This window comes from Acinetobacter amyesii (assembly GCF_002018365.1).
Taxonomy (GTDB): Bacteria; Pseudomonadota; Gammaproteobacteria; order Pseudomonadales; family Moraxellaceae; genus Acinetobacter; species Acinetobacter amyesii.
In genome coordinates this window covers 280,992-300,470 of the sequence record NZ_MVKX01000004.1, presented here as the reverse complement: position 1 = coordinate 300,470, position 19,479 = coordinate 280,992, and the positions used below count along the sequence as shown (strand labels likewise).

At 39.9% G+C, this 19,479-nt stretch carries 17 protein-coding genes; 11 read left to right on the top strand and 6 right to left on the bottom strand.

The window, feature by feature from the left end; translation table 11 throughout:
* Nucleotides 1–231 precede the first annotated feature (231 nt).
* Nucleotides 232–696, top strand: coding sequence for a heteropolymeric bacterioferritin subunit Ftn (gene ftn / locus B1202_RS08260; protein WP_067762676.1), 465 nt, complete (start codon nt 232–234; stop codon nt 694–696).
* A 56-nt stretch (nt 697–752) separates the two neighbouring features.
* Here the strand turns inward: ftn and B1202_RS08255 are convergent, their stop codons facing one another.
* The gene (locus B1202_RS08255) at nt 753–1,286 is read right to left on the bottom strand and encodes a peroxiredoxin (protein WP_416202514.1); all 534 of its coding nucleotides are present in this window, start codon (nt 1,284–1,286) and stop codon (nt 753–755) included.
* A gap of 223 nt (nt 1,287–1,509) precedes the next feature.
* Between B1202_RS08255 and B1202_RS08250 the strand changes: the two genes are divergently transcribed.
* The 6 genes from B1202_RS08250 (at nt 1,510) to B1202_RS08225 (ending at nt 6,709) form a co-directional block, all read left to right on the top strand.
* Entirely contained in the window at nt 1,510–2,241 is a 732-nt protein-coding gene (locus tag B1202_RS08250) for a YqiA/YcfP family alpha/beta fold hydrolase (RefSeq protein ID WP_078190081.1), read from the top strand.
* A gap of 86 nt (nt 2,242–2,327) precedes the next feature.
* Complete coding sequence (gene bioA, locus B1202_RS08245; RefSeq protein WP_078190080.1) at nt 2,328–3,620, top strand: adenosylmethionine--8-amino-7-oxononanoate transaminase; 1,293 nt, start codon at nt 2,328–2,330, stop codon at nt 3,618–3,620.
* Nucleotides 3,617–4,774, top strand: coding sequence for an 8-amino-7-oxononanoate synthase (locus tag B1202_RS08240; RefSeq protein ID WP_078190079.1), 1,158 nt, complete (start codon nt 3,617–3,619; stop codon nt 4,772–4,774). Before bioA ends, B1202_RS08240 begins: the two co-directional genes overlap by 4 nt.
* Before the next feature lie 7 nt (nt 4,775–4,781).
* A complete protein-coding gene (gene bioC / locus B1202_RS08235) occupies nt 4,782–5,570 on the top strand; it encodes a malonyl-ACP O-methyltransferase BioC (RefSeq protein ID WP_078190078.1) in 789 nt (262 codons plus the stop codon).
* Complete coding sequence (gene bioD / locus B1202_RS08230; protein ID WP_078190077.1) at nt 5,567–6,211, top strand: dethiobiotin synthase; 645 nt, start codon at nt 5,567–5,569, stop codon at nt 6,209–6,211. The genes bioC and bioD overlap by 4 nt, the downstream gene beginning before the upstream one ends.
* Nucleotides 6,212–6,250: 39 nt before the next feature.
* Nucleotides 6,251–6,709, top strand: coding sequence for a nucleoside deaminase (locus B1202_RS08225; RefSeq protein ID WP_078190076.1), 459 nt, complete (start codon nt 6,251–6,253; stop codon nt 6,707–6,709).
* Nucleotides 6,710–6,813: 104 nt separating this feature from the next.
* Here B1202_RS08225 and B1202_RS08220 read toward each other — a convergent pair whose 3' ends face one another.
* From B1202_RS08220 to B1202_RS08200, 5 genes are all read right to left on the bottom strand, one after another.
* Nucleotides 6,814–7,227 carry an ExbD/TolR family protein gene (locus B1202_RS08220; protein ID WP_078190075.1) on the bottom strand — a complete coding sequence of 138 codons (414 nt, stop codon included), beginning with the start codon at nt 7,225–7,227 and terminating at the stop codon, nt 6,814–6,816.
* Nucleotides 7,228–7,245: 18 nt separating this feature from the next.
* Complete coding sequence (locus tag B1202_RS08215; RefSeq protein WP_078190074.1) at nt 7,246–7,671, bottom strand: ExbD/TolR family protein; 426 nt, start codon at nt 7,669–7,671, stop codon at nt 7,246–7,248.
* 14 nt (nt 7,672–7,685) lie between these two features.
* Complete coding sequence (locus B1202_RS08210) at nt 7,686–8,561, bottom strand: MotA/TolQ/ExbB proton channel family protein (protein ID WP_416202517.1); 876 nt, start codon at nt 8,559–8,561, stop codon at nt 7,686–7,688.
* Between the two features lie 37 nt (nt 8,562–8,598).
* Nucleotides 8,599–9,297, bottom strand: coding sequence for an energy transducer TonB (locus B1202_RS08205; RefSeq protein WP_078190072.1), 699 nt, complete (start codon nt 9,295–9,297; stop codon nt 8,599–8,601).
* Between the two features lie 148 nt (nt 9,298–9,445).
* Nucleotides 9,446–12,157 (bottom strand): TonB-dependent receptor, encoded by a 2,712-nt coding sequence (locus B1202_RS08200; RefSeq protein ID WP_078190071.1) that lies wholly within the window; start codon nt 12,155–12,157, stop codon nt 9,446–9,448.
* A gap of 773 nt (nt 12,158–12,930) precedes the next feature.
* On the opposite strand from B1202_RS08200, the gene B1202_RS08195 reads away from it, so the two are divergent.
* The 4 genes from B1202_RS08195 (at nt 12,931) to B1202_RS08180 (ending at nt 19,477) form a co-directional block, all read left to right on the top strand.
* On the top strand, nt 12,931–14,658 hold the full coding sequence (locus tag B1202_RS08195) for an ABC transporter substrate-binding protein (RefSeq protein ID WP_078190070.1): 1,728 nt from the start codon (nt 12,931–12,933) through the stop codon (nt 14,656–14,658).
* Nucleotides 14,659–14,725: 67 nt separating this feature from the next.
* Nucleotides 14,726–16,489, top strand: a complete 1,764-nt coding sequence (locus tag B1202_RS08190) for an ABC transporter substrate-binding protein (RefSeq protein WP_416202515.1) — start codon at nt 14,726–14,728, stop codon at nt 16,487–16,489.
* Between the two features lie 23 nt (nt 16,490–16,512).
* Entirely contained in the window at nt 16,513–18,528 is a 2,016-nt protein-coding gene (locus B1202_RS08185) for a M3 family metallopeptidase (protein WP_078190068.1), read from the top strand.
* A 10-nt stretch (nt 18,529–18,538) separates the two neighbouring features.
* Nucleotides 18,539–19,477, top strand: coding sequence for an ABC transporter permease (locus tag B1202_RS08180; protein ID WP_078190067.1), 939 nt, complete (start codon nt 18,539–18,541; stop codon nt 19,475–19,477).
* The last annotated feature ends 2 nt before the right edge of the window (nt 19,478–19,479 follow it).

Genomic DNA, 19,479 nt, shown 5'->3' with positions numbered 1-19,479 from the left:
TGTTAATTGTTACAAAAAACAGCATCCAGCGATTTTTGATTATTTCGTGTTCTAAATGCATGGAATATTCTGCAAGGGCTTCTTTTATATGTGAAAAATGCGCGGAATTGAACTGCAAATGCGTATGTTTATCATTTAAATTTTATATAAATCATAAACTTACAAAAATTATATTTTGCATTCATTTTGAAACTTGTCCATAATATTTGAAAAGGGTATGGAGTGAAGAAAATGCGTGGCAATCCAGAAGTCGTAGACTACTTAAATATGCTGATCGGTGGCGAACTGGCTGCTCGTGATCAATACTTAATTCATTCCCGTATGTATGAAGATTGGGGCTTAAGTAAAATCTTTGAACGTATCGATCATGAAAGCCAAGAAGAAGGCTCACATGCAGATGCATTGATTCGTCGCGTATTGTTCCTTGAAGGAACACCGAATATGAATCGTGATGATATTGAAGTCGGTACAGACGTTGTGACCTGTTTAAAAGCAGATTTGGCGCTTGAATATCATGTGCGTGAGAAACTTGCACAAGGCGTAAAATTGTGTGAAGAAAAGGGTGACTATGTGACCCGTGATATGCTCCGTCAGCAAATGTCAGATACTGAAGAAGATCATACTTACTGGCTTGAAAAGCAAATGCGTTTGATCGAACTTATTGGCCTACCAAATTATATTCAGTCTCAAATGTAATTTAAAAATATCCAAAAAACCCAGCTTCTGCTGGGTTTTTTATTGGGGCATGAAAACTATTGTTGTAGTCTTTTGATATCTGCCAAAACTTGCGCAGCATGTGTCTGTGTATTCACACTGGTATAGTGATAAACAATAATGCCTTTCGGATCAATGAGAAAGGTTTCACGTTTGGCAACTTTCAAAATCCCTAAGTTTCGTACAATACCTAGCTGTGTCGCCAGCTTGTGCTGTTGGTCGGCAAGAATTGGAAAGGGAAGTCCGAGTGTTTTAGAGAACTTTTGATGTGATGCAACATCATCTAAGCTTGCACCCAAAACAACCGTATTACTTTTTAAAAATTGTGGATATAGGGTTTTAAATTGATTGGCTTCTTCTGTACAACCCGGTGAATTGTCTTTGGGATAAAAATATAGAACAAGCCATTTCCCTTGATATTGCTTCAGTTCGTGCCACTTTCCATTTTGATCTTGCAATTTAAAGTTGGGTGCGGGTGTGCCTACCCATTGTTTTTGTTTGTTTTGACTGGTGCTGAGTATTGATGTTTCAGCAACTGTGATTTGGGTAGTTGCTATTAAGGCACATGTCATGAAACAGATTTTTAGCAATGAAGAAACTTTCATAGAGCATCAGTTTATATTGTTCTTTATCTGATCTTAGCAAATTTTAAAGCGCTGTAGGCTGGCTGATTTTATATTTATCAAAGTCGATTTCGAATGTCTTTTGGCAAATCGGTTGATGTGCTGAAATGCCACTATCAAACGTGCTCTGAACTTTTATACTATTTGGAATCGTTTAATTTTAGAGTTTGCATTGAAACAACAGATTTTACTTATTACTGGCTGGGGCGGAGGTCGTAAATTACTTGCTCCTTTACAGCAGGCATTGATCACACAAGGGTATCAGGTCGAATTATGGAATATTTTTGATGCCTTAAATCTAGAAGTGCTCGAACAGAAAGTTGAATTGGCGCAGCAATTTGATGTGATTTGCGGCTGGTCTCTTGGTGGTCAATTGGCAACGATTTTGGTAGATGAAATTCAAAAAAAATGTCAACAACAGAAAGTGCTGATCACATTAGGCTCAAATCCAAGTTTTGTGGCTCATGAACAGTGGCCTGTTGCGATGGATCAAACCAGTTTTCAAAGCTTCAAACAATCTTTCGAGCAGGATGCTATTTCTACCTTAAAGAAGTTTGGTTATATGGTTTGTCAGGGCACTGATAGCAGCAAGCAAGATTTCATCACCTTGCAAAGTTTGATTCAAGCGCAAAATTTAGATGTGCTTCGAGCAGGATTGAACTGTTTGGGTGAATTGAATAATGTCAATATCTTGAAAAACTACACAGGTCATCAATATCATTTGTTTGCTAAGCAAGATTTTTTAGTTAGTTACAAAGTTGAACGCTTACTACGTAATTTAGCTGTAAAGTTTTTGGAGACAGAATTGGTTTCTGGCTCACATGGCTTTCCATTGTTTGAATCTGAAGTGATAAGTTGCAAAATCTGCCAATATTTAAAGAAAATAGAACAAATCTCTGACTAGCTGGGCTTTATGGCAATTTATTTTTCATTGCCGTGGGTTTAACATCTTGCCACATGGATGTTTAAGCCTGATACATGGAGTGAGGGATGGCCAATTTAACCGATCTACAATTTGATCAGCAGCATATTTGGCATCCCTATACATCGATGACTCAGCCCCTTCCAACGTTTAAAGTGAAACGTGCGCAAGGGGCGATGATTGAGCTTGAAGATGGTCGTCAATTGATTGACGGTATGTCTTCATGGTGGTGTGCGATTCATGGTTATAACCATCCCGAGCTAAATCAGGCAGTGACCGATCAACTGCAACAGATGTCACATATCATGTTCGGTGGATTGACACATGATCCCGCGATTCAACTGGCTAAATTACTGTTAAAAATCACCCCGCCCAGTTTAGATAAAATTTTCTTTGCCGATTCCGGTTCGGTTGCTGTCGAAGTGGCCTTAAAAATGGCAGTGCAGTATTGGGCGTCTTTGCATCAACCGAATAAAACCAATTTTGTCACTCCACGTTCTGGCTATCATGGCGACACTTGGAATGCTATGTCTGTGTGTGATCCCGTGACAGGGATGCATCAAATTTTTGGCCCAAGTTTGCCAAATCGAATTTTTGTTCCTACGCCGCAAGTTGGCTTTGACCAAGCGTGGAATCCTGCGGATATTGCTGAACTAGAAAAGACTCTCTCTGAACAGCATGCGCAGATTGCAGGCCTGATTTTAGAGCCGATTGTGCAAGGTGCAGGAGGCATGCGTTTCTATCATCCTGAATATTTGCGTCAAGCTAAGTTACTCTGTAAGCAATACAATATCTTGCTGATCTTTGATGAGATCGCGACAGGTTTTGGGCGAACAGGAAAACTATTTGCTTGGGAATGGGCCGCAGTTGAGCCAGATATTATGTGTATTGGCAAAGGACTGACAGGCGGTTATATGACCTTGTCTGCAACCCTGACTACGCAGAAAGTCGCGAATACGATTAGCCAAGGCGAAGCCGGCGTGTTTATGCATGGCCCAACCTTTATGGCAAATCCGTTGGCATGTGCTGTGGCTGTAAAAAGTACCGAACTGCTACTTTCTCAAGATTGGCAAGCCAATATTCGACGTATCGAAGCTCAGTTGAAGTTTCATTTACCAGCACTTTCATCGCTTGAACATGTCAAAGATGTGCGAATACTTGGTGCTATTGGTGTGGTGGAATTGACCTTTAATGTCGATATGAAAATGCTACAACAGGAGTTCGTCCGTCGTGGCATTTGGATTCGTCCATTCGGTAAGCTAGTTTATGTGATGCCGCCATATATTATTTCTGAGCATGAATTAAAAATTTTGCTAGAACAAATGGTTGAGGTGGTGAAAAATATGGAGCAGTCGGTATGAATCTGCTCAACTATTTTTCAGATCAACTTGATCAACTGAAACAGCAAGGCAACTTACGTCAGTTCACTTCAAGTCATCAGCACGATCGTTACATTAGTATTCACGATCACAACATGTTGAATTTAGCGTCAAATGACTATTTAGGTTTGGCTTCAAACCTACATCTACGTGAACAGTTTTTTGATGAAACCCCGAACGCACAGCGTTGGATGAGCTCATCCTCTTCGCGTTTATTAACTGGAAATTTTCCAGAATATGAACAACTTGAATTAACATTAAGTGATGCCTTTCATGGTCGTGCAGCACTGCTCTTTAACAGTGGTTATCACATGAATATCGGGATTTTACCTGCACTCGCAGACAGTAAAACCTTGATATTGGCGGATAAGCTGATTCATGCCAGTATGATTGATGGCATCCGATTATCGAGTGCGAAATATGTACGTTATCGCCATAATGATTTGGCGCATCTTTCTCAGCTTTTATGTAAATACCATGAAGATGAGGCTTTTGAGCGGATCATTGTAGTGACGGAATCGATTTTCAGCATGGATGGTGATGAAACTGATTTGGCTGAACTGGTGCGGATCAAAAAACAATTTTCCAAAGTGATGTTGTATGTCGATGAGGCGCATGCAATTGGTGTGCGTGGTGAGCGAGGTTTAGGTTGTGCTGAGCAATATCAGGTGATGGATGATATTGATCTTTTAGTCGGGACATTTGGTAAAGCACTGGCTTCAATAGGGGGGTATCTCATCTGTCATGCGATTATTCGTGACTATTTGATTAACTCGATGCGACCGTTGATTTTTAGTACCGCACAGCCCCCGATCTGTATGGCTTGGACAGATTTTATTTTCAAGAACGTTTTAAATTTAAAAGAAGAGCGTCAACATTTACAGCAAATCAGTCAAAATTTGCAACAAGCTGTGCAAGCCAAAGGTTTTGATTGTCCATCTACATCACATATTGTGCCTGTCATTATTGGCGAGTCGAATAAAACTGTTGCCAAAGCTCAAGCTTTGCAAGCGGCAGGTTTTTATATCATGCCTGTACGTCCACCGACTGTGCCGCAGCATAGTTCGCGCTTACGCATTTCACTCACTGCTCAGATTACACAAACTGATCTGGATCAGTTGACTCAATTGTTGTGAGTGACTTGTGAATAATATTGAGATTGATAAATCCCAAGTGGCGTTGCGATTTGCTCAGGCAGGGCTGAGCTATGCTGAACATGCCGTTGTACAAAAAGAGATTGCTCAACATTTATTTGAGTTGATGCAGCAGTATTGTCCAAAGTTGCAAAATCACCCTGTAGAAACGGTTTTTGAAATTGGATGTGGCTCGGGGAATTTAAGCCATTTAATGCTGGAAAATATGCAAATCAATCGTTTGGTTTTAAATGATCTATATGCAGAAATTCAACAGCATTTTCAGTCAAGTCCGCATATTCAGTACAGACTTGGAGATATCGAACAACTGGTATTTCCAAAGCATATCGACTTGATCGCATCGAGTTCGGCTTTGCAATGGGTGGGGAACTTTGCGGGTATTGTTGAGAAAGCCTTTCAAAGTTTAAATCCAGAGGCATATTTTTGTTTTTCGACCTTTGGAAAGCAGAATTTACAGGAAATAAAAGCTTTGACTGGGCAGGGTTTGGACTACCTCGATATCGACATGCTTCAAACCATATTAAGTAAACATGGTTTTGAAATTCTGCATCTTTCAGAGCAGACAGCGGCATTATATTTTGATCATCCAAAGCAGGTTTTGCAGCATTTAAAAGCGACAGGTGTGACTGCGACGGGGTCACATTTTCGTTGGACGAAACAATCGCTCTTTGATTTTTATTCAGCATATCAACAGTTTTCTTTGCGTGATGAGTCTGGGCAGATGCGTTATGCACTGACCTATCATCCGATTTTTTGTATTGCACGGAGAATGCCATGACAGGGCAAGTTTATTTCATTAGTGGGATCGATACAGGCATCGGTAAAACATATACCACTGGCTATCTAGCTAAAATATGGAATGAACAAGGCGCGCGAACGATCACGCAAAAGTTGATCCAAACAGGCAATGTCGATATTTCTGAAGATATAGAACAACATCGTCAAATTATGGGTACGGGGTTGTTGGTCGAAGATGAAACCAAACTTACGATGCCTGAAATATTTAGTTATCCAGCGTCACCACATCTCGCCACCAAACTCGATGGACGTGACATTGATTTTGCTAAAATTGAATATGCGACAAAACGTTTAACTGAAAAATATGACAACGTTTTACTCGAAGGTGCGGGTGGGTTGATGGTGCCTTTAACCACAGACCTTTTAACCATCGATTATGTTGTAGAGAAACAATATCCCGTTATTTTGGTGACATCAGGTCGTTTGGGCAGCATTAACCATACGATTTTAAGTTTGGAAGCACTAAAAAGTCGAGGCTTAGCACTTTATGCACTGGCTTATAATTTAAATGATGAATCTCAAGATGCATTGATTTCTAAAGATACTGCTGAATATTTAAAAGCATATTTAGCCAATCACTTTCCAGAGGCGTTATGGATTGATGTTCCTGTATTGGCATAATGGGCGAACTCTTTATATTGACAATAATTGGGCGTATTTATGACGGATCATGCGTTTATAGAACTTGCGATTCAACTTGCGAAAGAAAATATTGAGCAAGGTGGTCGGCCATTTGGTGCTGTGATCGTTAAGCATGGCGTTGTGGTGAGTACAGGGGTGAATCAAATATTAATCTCGGGCGATCCGACATCTCATGCCGAGTTAAATGCATTAAGACAAGCCGCCCAAGATTTAAATACGACGTCTTTGAAGGATTGTGTCGTTTATGCGAGCGGACAACCATGTCCAATGTGTTTGGCAGCTCTGCGAATGGTTGGAGTTGAAAAAATTGTGTATGCCTATTCAAATGCTGATGCAGAAGCCTATGGCTTATCTACAGCAGAGATTGCCGAAAAATTAAGACTTGAACCACATGAACAGCAAGGGTTGAGTTTTAGTCAGTTAAAGCCAAACTCTGATCATGAGCTATATGATTTTTGGAAGCAGAAAAATACTTAATAAATACTATGTGTTTATTTCTGAGTCACTAACTGTATAGATTTCTGTGAAGAATTAAAAAAGCCAACTGAGGTGATCAGTTGGCTTTTGTTGTTGGGGAGCAATTATTGATTTGCTGAGACCCCAATTTTTTTGACATTCAAACGTTGTGCGGCTGCCATTACCATAGCGACATCTTTATATTCTGTCATTTTGTCAGGTTGCACTTTGATCGTATCCTGATCTGCTTGTTGTGCAACACCAGCAAAAAGTGTTTCTAAAGCTTGCTTATTGGCAACGGGTTGACCATTCCAAAATAATTTACCTTGCGCATCAATGCGTAAAGTGACCGGTTCAGGCGGCTTTTCATTGGTTGGCGGTGGCGTACCGTTTGGCAAATCAATATTGATCGAGTTATTTGGAATTGGAATTGTGATAATAAACATAATGAGCAAAACCAACATCACATCGATCAATGGCGTCATGTTGACGTCCAACATAACATCATCGTCTTTATCGGAACCGACATTCATTCCCATACCTTGTCCCTCATCCGATTATGGTGCGGCAACAGGAGTAGTGACAAAAGCAATTTTGCCAATTCCTGCTGCTTGTGTTGCACTAATGACTTCATCAATCGCTTCATATTTTGTCACCTGATCGCCACGGATATGAACTTCAGGTTGCGGACGCTTTTTAGCTTCCGCTTGTAGTCGACTGATCAGCGTATCTTTATCTGCAATGTATTTTTCATTCCAGAAGATATCGCCATTTTTATTGACAGCAATCTGAATATTGATCGGTTTAGTTTCATAAGGCGTGTTCTTTTCCTCAGGCAACTTCACCGGAACTGTATGGATTGCAACAGGTACTGTAATTAAGAAAATAATGAGCAGCACCAACATAATATCAACCAAAGGTGTTGTATTAATGGCTGAAATTACATCATCTTCGTCACCATCTGAATTGACCATCATTCCCATGGCTGATGCCTCTCTTATTTTGTGTCGTTATTATTGTTTTTGATCTCACCGCTTAAAAGTACGGTGTGTAGATCTGAACCAAAGGTACGAACATTATCTAGAACTGCTTTATTACGACGCGTTAACCAGTTGTAGCCAAGAACCGCAGGTACTGCTACAGCAAGACCAATTGCCGTCATAATTAGGGCTTCACCGACTGGGCCTGCAACTTTATCAATAGATGCTTGACCTGAAATACCAATTGCCGTTAAAGCATGGTAAATACCCCAAACTGTACCGAACAAACCCACAAATGGTGCAGTCGAACCTACAGTTGCGAGAAAAGCTAATCCACCACTTAAATGGCTTTGAATTTTATCGATAGCACGCTGGATTGAAATAGTTACCCATGTGTTGAAGTCGATACGTTCCAGCAGATTACCGCCGTGTTTTTTGGTTGAATTAATGCCTTTTTCTGCAATAAAGCGGTATGCACTCGATTCGTCTAAGGTTTCTGCTGCGCTATCAATTGAAGCAGCATCCCAAAATTTAGCTTCAGCTTCTTTGCCTTGGCGCTTAATTTTAGCTTGTTGAATAAATTTAGTGACCATGATGTACCAAGTTCCAATCGACATCAGGACCAAGATAAAGAGTGTCGATTTAGCAACGATGTCACCTTCACGCCATAGTGCTTCTAAGCCATACGGGTTGTGGACTTCTTGGGTTGCTGCTGGTTTTGGTGGTGGCGTGTGTGATCCATCATCGGTAATTTGAATTTTATCTTCACTGATTTCGACTTTAACCATACTTGGCGGTGTTGCAGATTCTTCAGCAAATACAGATTGAAGCGGGAGTAATGTAGTTGTTGCTAATACAGTTGCTGATGCAAAAATACGTGCAGATTTCATCATTTTATTCATTCATATTCTCCAAGTTTTTGTAGATTCATTAATCAAGTTTAAATTCGTATTCAAGTTCATACCAATCTTCAACTGGCTCACCATTTTTGAGTGCAGGTTTAAAAGTACATAAGCTGAATGCTTTACTTGCGGATTTATCTAAAGATTTAGTACCACTCGATTTTTTAACCTTCACTTGCTTTGCACTTCCATCTGTACCAACAAGAACAGAAATATGGACTGTGCCTATTTCTCCAGCCATTTCGGCCTCACGTGGATATGGTGGTTCTTTACATCCAACACTTCCTTCAGAAGCACCACGTGTTTCTCCAGCAGGTTTGGGTGCAGGCGCAGGTGCCGGAGCTGCTGCAGCTACAGGTGCTGGTGCTGCCACAGGGCTAGGAGATGGGGAAGCTGTAGGCGTAGGTGTTGAAACGGCTTTAACTGTTTGAGTTGGTGCAGCTTTTTCAACGACCTTTTGTTCAGGTTGAGGGTCTGGTGTTTTCAGCACTTCCTTAACGAGTTTTGGTAATTCAGGTGGTTTTTCAATTGGTTTCGGTTTTTCTGGCTCAGGTTTTTTATCTTGAATAATGATTAATTCAACAGGTTCTTCTACAGTTTTCTCACCTTTTTTGGAAAGGCCAGTAATTAATCCGTAGAGTACAATGAGATGCAGAAGAATGACTGCCCCAATTCCGATCAGGCGTTTGCCGGAATTATTTTCTAATTCGGAAAAGCTTTTGCCCATTACTACTCCTGAAATGTGAGACAAACAATCAATAGTGAAATTGGCACTTGAGATATAAGTGTTTTTTGCATTTTTTATGTTTGACTAATTAATTAAATAAATAGTGCCAGTACAATTCCTGTTGGAATCGTACTGGCAAATTTAGCTTTTAGAACTTGTAAGTACCACGGACATAGAATGTACGACCAGTAGGATCGCTATAACGTGGGTCATAGCCATATTGGAAGTTATCTAATACGTTCGATGCAGCAGGCTCTTCAGCAAATAGGTTTTTGATACCACCAGTGATTTCTAAGTTTTTGAAACCACTGTATGTTCCTGCAACGTTATACAGTGTGTAATCAGGCACACGGTGTTTATCAAATTTTTCTTTGCCGATTTGGTTTTGGTCATCGTAGCCACGGAAGAACTGTTGTTCGAAGATGATTTTCCAGTTTTCATAGCTCCAATTTAGGTTCGCTGTGTGCTTCCAACGTAAAACAGCAGGGTCGTCATACACACCTACTAAGCCTTCCCAATCACCGCCTTTTTCTTCTTGGTAGTCATTTTTGATGACATAGGTACCATTAATGCCAAAGCCAAAACGACCTGTCGCGGTTAATGGTGAAAGATAATCTAAGCTAATGTCGATACCTTGAGTTTTAATACCCCCTGTATTCATTAGAATGGTATTGATGTATTCAATACGACCATCGGCACCACGCACGAATAATGAAGCATATTTCTCAGGATCTTCAAAAATTGAAGTTTCACCTACTTGGCCAACTAATTCTTCAATTTCAATGTTGTAATAATCAACAGCTAAAACTAAGTTTTTAATTGGTTCGTAAACAAAACCTGCGGTAAATGTTTTAGATTCTTCTGGCTGAAGATCTGGGTTACCACCTTGCATACGGTAGAACTGAGTATTACATTCGGTTTGATATTGAGGTGAAGTTGGATTACCGCCTGGACAAAGGACAGGGTCGTTATATTTTGCACCAGTGTAGGTTTTGCTTTGTTGTGCATTAATTTCCCAAAGGCTTGGAGCACGGAAACCAGTACTGTAGGTACTACGGAACATAAGTTGCTTCATTGGTTCCCAACGAATACCGACTTTTGGATTGAACGTATCGCCAAAATCGCTGTAGTCGTCATAACGTGCTGCAAGTTGAGCTTCAATTGTTTTGGTAATTGGAATTTGAAGCTCAGCATAAGCGGCAGTAATATCTCGGTCACCTTTACTCAGAGGTTTGTCAGGGTCAATACCACTACCCGGTACAAGGCGTACTAACTCAGAGTTTACTTTTGCTTCCCAATCTTGAGTTGTAAAACTTCCACCAAATGCAAAACCAACATCACCAGCTGGTAAGGTGTAAATCGGGCGGCTCACGGTAAAGTCAAATGTTGTGGAATCAAGTGTTGCTTCGTTTGTTGTACCACTCACATTTAATGAGTTCCAAACGTTAGCATCTGCAGATGGACCAAATGGGTTGATTGTGCCGTCATTTAATCCTTCTTGTAGTTTGTTACGATTTAAGTATCCACTAACAAAGCTATCTGATGCTTCGCCTTTTGCGTAAGTTACGCCACCGTTGATATCCCAACCGTATGCTTCACCTTCAAGTCCAGCAAAAATACGATGAGATTCATTGATAGATTGTGAAACACGGTTACCGGCTTGAGAGCGTAAGTAGAGTTGTAATGGATCACCACTTAGACCATCAACACCAGGGGTAATACCCTCGCCTGGATAATATTGACTGCTTTTAGGAATCGTGACAGAGCGACTATATACGTCTGGAGCAATAGAAGTCGTCACTTTGCTTTTTGCATAGACATATTCACCAATAGCGTTGAAGTTATCGCTAAGTTTGATGGTTGCACGACCAATTGCAGACAAGTCCTCAGTTTCTGGCTGAATACCAATTAAAGCTTGCGTATTGAGGAAGCAGAGTCCGCCATCTTCAGTGACATTGGTTAAATTATTACAATTGGCTGCACCACCATACGGGTTCGCTAATACACCTTCAGGATTTCCGTCAGCATCTAAAGGCCCGCCGTTTGGATCAAGAAAGTTAGCAGGGAAGCCATTTGCTGAACCAGCATCGATACCTAACTCAGGTAGAAGGCCACCACGACGGCTGACTTTACGGTCTTTTGCCATAATTTCTTTGGCTTTACGGTAGTCAATTGCGCCATAAACGTTAAAACCTTGTTCATCTAAGTCGCCATAGCCACCAAAAATCGAAACATCGTATTCTTCGCCGCCTTTATCCTCAGGTTTGAGTAAACCTCCGCTAATACCTAAGCCGGTGTATTGCTTTTTGGTAATAAAGTTAATTACACCTGCGATTGCATCTGCACCATAAATTGCAGAAGCACCATCACGTAAAACTTCAATACGTTCAACCATTGCAAGCGGAATGGTATTTAGGTTGGTTTCAGATGTACTAAAAGGGCTATAAGCCAAACGACGTCCATTAAGTAAGACGAGGGTTTTATCAGAACCTAGGCCACGTAAGTTTGCTGTTGAGCCTGATGTATTACTTGCACCAACGTTTTGCGCTGTACTGTAGCCCGCTTGGTTCGCACTAATTTTTATTAAGGCTTCTTCAGTCGTTGTAACCCCTTGTTTAGTTAATTCTTCAACTTTAATCACCGTAATAGGTGAAGAACTTTGAGCAGAAACCCCTTTAATGGATGAACCAGTCACAGTTACTTTGGCTACTTTCGTTGGCTTAACTGTTTCTTCTTCATTTGTTTCTGCTGCATGCGCTAAAGATAAACACAGCATACTTAAACTAAGAGTACTTAATTTAAGTATTGTTTTGCTAAATGGTGTGCCCCCCACAGATTTAGCATTTTTTTTCTCTTTCATAGTAAAAGTATTCCTTTTTGTTGTAGTTAGCGATATTGCTTGATTCTTTTTAAGCAATTCAAGTGCCAAATTTATATTTAAATTTTATTTTCAAATATAAAATACTGATAAATATCTACATTATTGGTTTTAAAGTGGAGAACTTTAAGATGAACGGTAAGTATATTTTTTTAAAGTTATCCTTTTAATTAGGTTTTATCAGGAATTTAACTTTTGATCAAAAAAATTTTTAAAAACATGAATCGATGCAAATTAAACCCCAAAAAGTGTGATTTAATTCATATTTATATGTTTGATTTATAAGGCTAATAAGATAAATAAATAAAAAATAAAAACTATAAATTCAGTCGCTTAGTTGCCTGTCGTCTGTCATTTCATCTGAACATGATCCATTATGAATCAGGAATGTATTATATTTGTGCAGGATGTGCATGGATGAGTACACATCCAAGAGTTGAATTTTTGATAAAAACGAGCTTTACTCGGAAAGTCGCTATTAGTATAAATTTATCTTAAAAAATGAATTTAAAAGGATATTTAATTCAGATAACTTTCAACCAAGGAGTGGTGGCATGAATTTCGCTTTATATTAATGAGTGTATTAAGTTCTACGTTTAAAACTTAATTTAAACTGGTTCGTTTTATTTTAGTGAGGGTGGCTTTATTTAAAGTCTGCTTGCGGATTTGTATTATTAAAAAATCATCAGAAAGGAAAAGGTTTGGAAACTAGAAAATTTAAAATAGCGCTCCTTGCATTATTAATTTCAACAGGGATGATGGCCGAGGTTCAAGCTTCTGCACAATCGGATAAAGTTTTAAATATTGCATTTGAAGCACCGGATGATGGTTTTGATATGGTCAAAACCTATAATTATTATAGTGGCAATATTGCGGAAGCGATTTTTGAACCCTTATTGAAATATGACTATCTAGCACGTCCTGTTGTTCTTGTTCCAAATACTATTGAAGCGATGCCAAAGATTGAACAAGAAGGAAAAGTCTATACCTTCAAAATCAAACGAGGCATCCATTTTTCAGATGATCCAGCCTTTAAGGGAAAAAAACGCGAGCTAGTTGCGCAAGATTACATTTACGCGATTCAACGAATTTTAGATCCAGCTAACCGTTCTCCGACCTATTCATTTATTGATGGCAAGATCTTAGGGGGTGATGCGGTCGTTGCGGATGCAAAGAAGTCAGGAAAATTTAATTACAATGCAGCAATTGCAGGCCTAAAAGCGATAGATCCTTATACTTTGCAAATTACTTTGACGCGCCCTGACTATAATTTCCAATATATTTTGGCCTATGTTACGTTTGGTGCAGTTTCAAAAGAAGTTGTTGAATTTTATGGTAATAAAATTGCACAACATCCTGTAGGAACGGGGCCGTATCAGCTCAGTAAATATGTGCCACGTAGCAAGATCGAATTGGTTGCAAACCCGAATTATCGTGGTTTTGTCTGGAGTTTTAAATCGACAGGCACAGCTTGGGACAATCAATTAGTCAAAGAAATGAACGGGAAGAAAATGCCACAAATCGGCAAGGTTTCCGTCAGTATTATTGAAGAAGAACAGTCACGGTGGTTAGCATTTAAAACAGGGCAGCTGAATTTTGATAAATTGACCTCAAATGCAGTACCGCAAGCCTTAGATTCGCAAAATAAACTTAAGCCGGATATACAAAAGCTCGGCATTAAGCATTATCCAAATAAAGATGCTGAAATCACCTACAGCATGTTCAATATGCAAGACCCGCTTGTCGGTGGTCAAAGCCTTGAAAAGATTGCGTTACGCCGTGCTATCAGCATGTCATACAATCAAGCTGAAGCGATTAAACAGTTATATCAAGGGCAGGCCGTAAAGGCTGAAATGTTTTTGCCAGAAGGTGTGAGTGGCTTTAATCCAAAATATCGCAGCAGTTTGGGATATAACCCATTGCTGGCCAATAAATTACTGGATCGATTTGGTTATAAGAAAGGTGCTGATGGTTATCGAACCTTGCCCGATGGTAAAGCGTTGACCTTAAAAATAAATACTGAAAATAGCTCTAAATCGGTGATTCAATCTGAGTTGTGGAAAAAAAATCTCGATGCCATTGGGATACGGGTACAGTTTAAGGTCAGTAACTTTGCTGACAATTTAAAAGAAGCAATGCAATGTAAATATATGATGTGGTCTGGAGCGTGGATTGCAGATTATCCTGAAGGGGAGAACTTTGCTCAATTACTATATGGGCCAAACTCAGGACAAGGGAATTTAAGTTGTTATCAATCTAAAGCTTATGACGCATTATATAAACAAGCAATTGTGTTGAAACCTAAAGATCGTGAACCTTTTTATGAAAAAATGAACCGTCAAATTGAAGCGGATAACCCTTGGATTATCCATTCTACACGGATTCGTAATTGGTTAATTCACCCTGAAATTCAGGGGTATAAAACACATCCAATGATGAACACCAGTTGGCAATATCTCGATATTCAGCCTAGTAAAAAATAATTGAGTCAGGATTACAATGAAGCGAAATTCGAATTTTACGCTAACCAAATTTGCTACAGCGTGTTTGATGGGGGGAGTGTTGTTCAGTGCGATGCCAACATTAGCATTGGCAAAGAATCCAGCAGATCCAAATAAAGTTTTACGTCATATTTTCCCTGTCGCAGAAACAGGTTTTGACCCAGTTGGCGTACATGATCTGTATTCTGCACATGTGAATACCTCAATCTTTGAAACCTTATATACCTATGATTATTTAGCATCGCCGGCAAAGTTGGTTCCTAAAACGGCGGCTGCGATGCCAGAAATCAGCGCTGATGGTTTGACTTATACCATTCGCCTGCAAAAAGGCATTTATTTTGCTGATGATCCTGTATTTAAGGGCAAGAAAAGAGAGTTGAGCTCGGCTGATTATGCATATACCTTTAGACGGTTAGTCGATCCACAACTTCGCTCACCAAACAGTTGGCTACTCGATGGCCGCATTTTAGGCATGGAGAAGGTTTTAGAAAAGGCGAAAAAAACAGGTAAGTTTGATTATGATGCGCCCATTGAAGGCATACAAACCCCTGATCGTTATACCCTTGTCATTCGTTTAAATTCTCCAGATCAAAACTTTCCAATGTTATTGGCTCATCAACCTGCCTCGGCTATGGCACGTGAAGTGGTCGAAAAATATCGAGACAAAGCGGGTTTTGTGATGGGTAAACCGGTGGGCACAGGGCCATATATTTTGACGCGCTGGACACCTGGCTCACGAATTATTTTAAAGGCCAATCCCAACTTTCGTGGCTTTGTTTGGGACTTTAAAGCATCAGATGCCAAAGATGAAAAGATCGTAAAAGCCATGCAAGGCAAAAAAATGCCGCAAATTGGCGTGATTGATATTCAGGTGATGGAAGAATCACAATCACGTTGGTTGACCTTTGCAAAAAATGAAGCGGATTTGTTGGTACTCGATGGAGATTTGTCGGTACAAGCCTTAAAAGATGGAGAGCTAAAGCCTGAGTTGGCTAAAAAAGGCATCCAAATGTCGCGCATTTCTGACCCCTCTATCGACTATCACTATTGGAATATGCAAAACCCTGTGGTTGGTGGTTTTAGTAAAGAAAAAATTGCATTACGTCGTGCAATGGCGATGGCTTATTCAGCAGATAATCAAATCAAAATTTTGATGAATGGTGATGCACAAAAATTACAAAGCCCAATTCCACTCGGCGTTGTCGGCTATGACCCGAATTATAAATCGAGTATTCCATACTCAGTTAAAGCGGCAAATTTATTGCTCGATCGTTATAACTATAAAGTCGGCGCAGATGGCTGGCGTACGCAACCGAATGGTAAACCGCTAACGATTGAAATGACGATAGCGGGCAATAGTAGCCGTAGTCAGCAGTCGGGCGAATTTTGGAAGAAAACTTTAGATAGCATCAAAATTAAAATGACAACAAAATCGATGCCATTTGCAGAAGCTTTAAAAGCCGAAAAACAGTGTAAAACCATGTTTAAAGCATCTGCATGGATCGCAGACTATCCAGATGCAGACAATTTTATGCAATTGTTCTATGGCAAAAATATCAATGTCACCAACAACGGCTGTTCAAAAATACCTGAATACGACCGTTTATATGAACAGACACAGCGTATGAAGCCGGGACCGGAGCGTGATGCAATCTATCGGAAAATGTCACGCATATTAGAAGTGTACATGCCTGTCCAAATTAATTATGCACGTTACCGTAGTGTGTTGTCACAACCACGCGTGATTGGTTATAAAAAGCATCCAATTTTGGCAACAGAATGGATGTACATCGATATTGACCCGAAAAAATAAAATGGAACAAAACTGGAGAAATTATGAAAAATAAAGCTTTGAAACTCACCACACTCAGTATGTTGATGATCGGCGCTAGCCAATTCGTTCAAGCCGAAGATTCAATACGGAGTACTTTGCCAAAGTTCCAAGCCAAAGAAATACCTGCGCTGTGTGATGCCAAAATTCAGCAAGTGAAAACAGATTTAGCGGCATTTGAGCAAAAAAAGATAAAAAATAATGCAAAAGCAGCACCTGTTTTGGCGGAGTGGGATCAAATTTTTGCCAAATTTGAAGATTTTTATGGACCAATCGGACTATATAGCAACGTCGATCCTGATGAGGCTTTACGTAAGGCTGCGGAAGATTGTGAAATTAAAATTATGGAGTTTCAAACTTCGGTTTATCAAAATCCAAAACTTTATGAGCAAATTAAAAAACTCAAAACCAATGACGAAATTGATAAAAAAATGCGTCAAGACATCTTGGATGGTTTTGAAAATACAGGGGTGCAATTTACACCTGAAAAACGTGCTCGTTTGAAAGCTATCTTTGATGAATTAGCAAAAATTGAACAAGAATATGCGCGTAATGTACGAGACAATAAAGAAAAATTGGAGTTTACACCGGCTGAATTGAAAGGCTTGCCAGACAGTTATATTTCGGGCTTAAAGAAAAATGAAAAGGGCAATTATTTGCTTGGTTTTGAGTACCCAGAATACCGTCCATTTATGGAACTTGCAGAAAGCGATGATGCGCGTAAGCGTTACCAAACTGCATTCACGCGTCGTGGTACTGAGAAAAACTTAGTATTGTTAAAGCAAGCAATGGATTTACGTTATGAAATTGCGCAGCTCTTTGGTAAAAAAAGCTATGCTGAATGGGTGTTGCAACACCGTATGGCAAAAGACCCTGAAACAGTAAATAAGTTCTTAGCTGATGTTCATCAAACGGTGGCACCTTTAGAGAAAAAAGAAGTTGAGACTTTACGTGAGTTCAAAGCGAAAAGCCTGAAAATTCCACTCGAAAAAGCCGAAATAAATCGCTGGAGTGAGAGTTACTGGAGTGAAAAACTTCGCAAAGAAAAGTATCAAATCGATCAAGAAAAATTGCGTGACTATTTCCCAACCCAAGCATCTCAAGAATGGATTTTTGCCATTTCATCTGACCTTTATGGCATTGAATTTAAGCCTGCGAAAGTCGATGTTTGGCAGTCAGAAGTTGAATATTATGATGTAAAAGATAAAAAGACCGGTGAGCTGCTTGGTGGTTTATATATCGATAAATACCCACGTGAAGGGAAGTATGGTCATGCAGCTGTTTGGGGCGTAAAAGGTGGTAGTACCTTGACTAAGCGTAAACCGATTTCTGCTTTGGTGACCAACTTTAACCGTAAAGGTTTAAATAGTGATGAACTTGAAACCTTTGTTCATGAGTTTGGTCATGCTTTACACGGTATTTTGTCGAATACCCGTTATGCATCCCAATCGGGGACTTCAGTAGAGCGCGACTTTGTAGAAGCACCTTCACAAATGTATGAAGAATGGGCGCGTCGTAAAGAAACTTTATCTACACTCGCAAATTACTGTAATCCAGCGTGTCCACCTGTAGATGATGCCCTGATTAATAAATTAAAAGCAGTTCATAGCTATGGACGTGGTTTACATTATGCACGTCAAGCCTTGTATGCAAAATATGATATGGCACTTCACTCATCAGATGCTTTGAGTGTTAAACCTCTAGATGTTTGGAAGAAAATGGAAGGCGAGACAGCTTTAGGCTATGTCCCAAGTACTGAATTCCCAGGACAATTCAACCATATCATGGGCGGTTACCAGGTTGGCTATTATGGCTATATGTGGTCTGAAGTGATGGCACTCGATATGTTGTCTGCTTTCGGAGATAACCTAAATAACCCTGAAGTGGGACAACGCTACCGCAAAACGATCTTGTCGCAAGGTGGTCAATATGAAGCAGAAAAATTGGTGCATGATTTCTTAGGTCGTAAACCTGATAACAAAGCGTTCTTTGATGAAATTACTGGACAACGAGTGAAGTAAGGACAACTTTATGCTGGCATATATCATACGGCGTATATGGCAGATGATCCCAACGATGTTGGGGGTTGTTCTGCTCATATTCTTCTTATTTAACTGGGTAGGTGGGGACCCTGCTTATATTCTAGCAGGCAAAATGTCGAACCCAGAGCAAATTGAAAACATTCGACAACAGTTGGGGGTTGATCAACCCTACTATGTCCAATTGTGGATTTTCATTAAGCAGATTTTAACTTTTGATTATGGAATGAGTTGGAGTACAGGTGAGTCGGTGTCAGATATTATTTTGACCCGTCTAGGACCATCACTGACGATTTTAATTCCTTTGACCATTTTGCAAACGATCATTTCAATTGGTTTGGCACTTGCTGTGGCTTCAGTTCGTGGCACATTAACCGATCGTATGATTATGATGCTTTGTACGATTGGTATGTCGATCAGTATTTTGGTTTACATTATTGTTTTCCAATACGTATTTGCATATCAGTTGAGTTGGTTTCCGGTTCAAGGGTGGAGTGATCACTTTAGCGAAAACTTATTTAAATACGGTTTACTGCCTATCTTAATTATGTTGGTGGTGAGTATTGCGCCAACTTTGCGCTTATACCGCAGTTTTGTATTGGATGAAGTCAATCAAGACTATGTTCGAACTGCGCGCGCAAAAGGTGTAGGTGAAAGCCGTATTCTAGGTGTACATGTACTGCGTAACGCCTCAATTCCAATTATTACCGATGTCATGTCGAGTCTACCGGCACTGCTGATAGGCGCTTTCCTGATTGAACGATTCTTTGGTATTCCGGGTATTGGTCGTGAAGTCATTATTGCTGTTGAACGCAGTGACTTCCCTGTCATTAAGGCGATTACAGTCTACGTTGCAGCGGCTACAATGATTTTTAACTTAATCGCGGATTTGATTTATAAACTTGTCGATCCTCGCGTTCAGTTGAAGTAGGT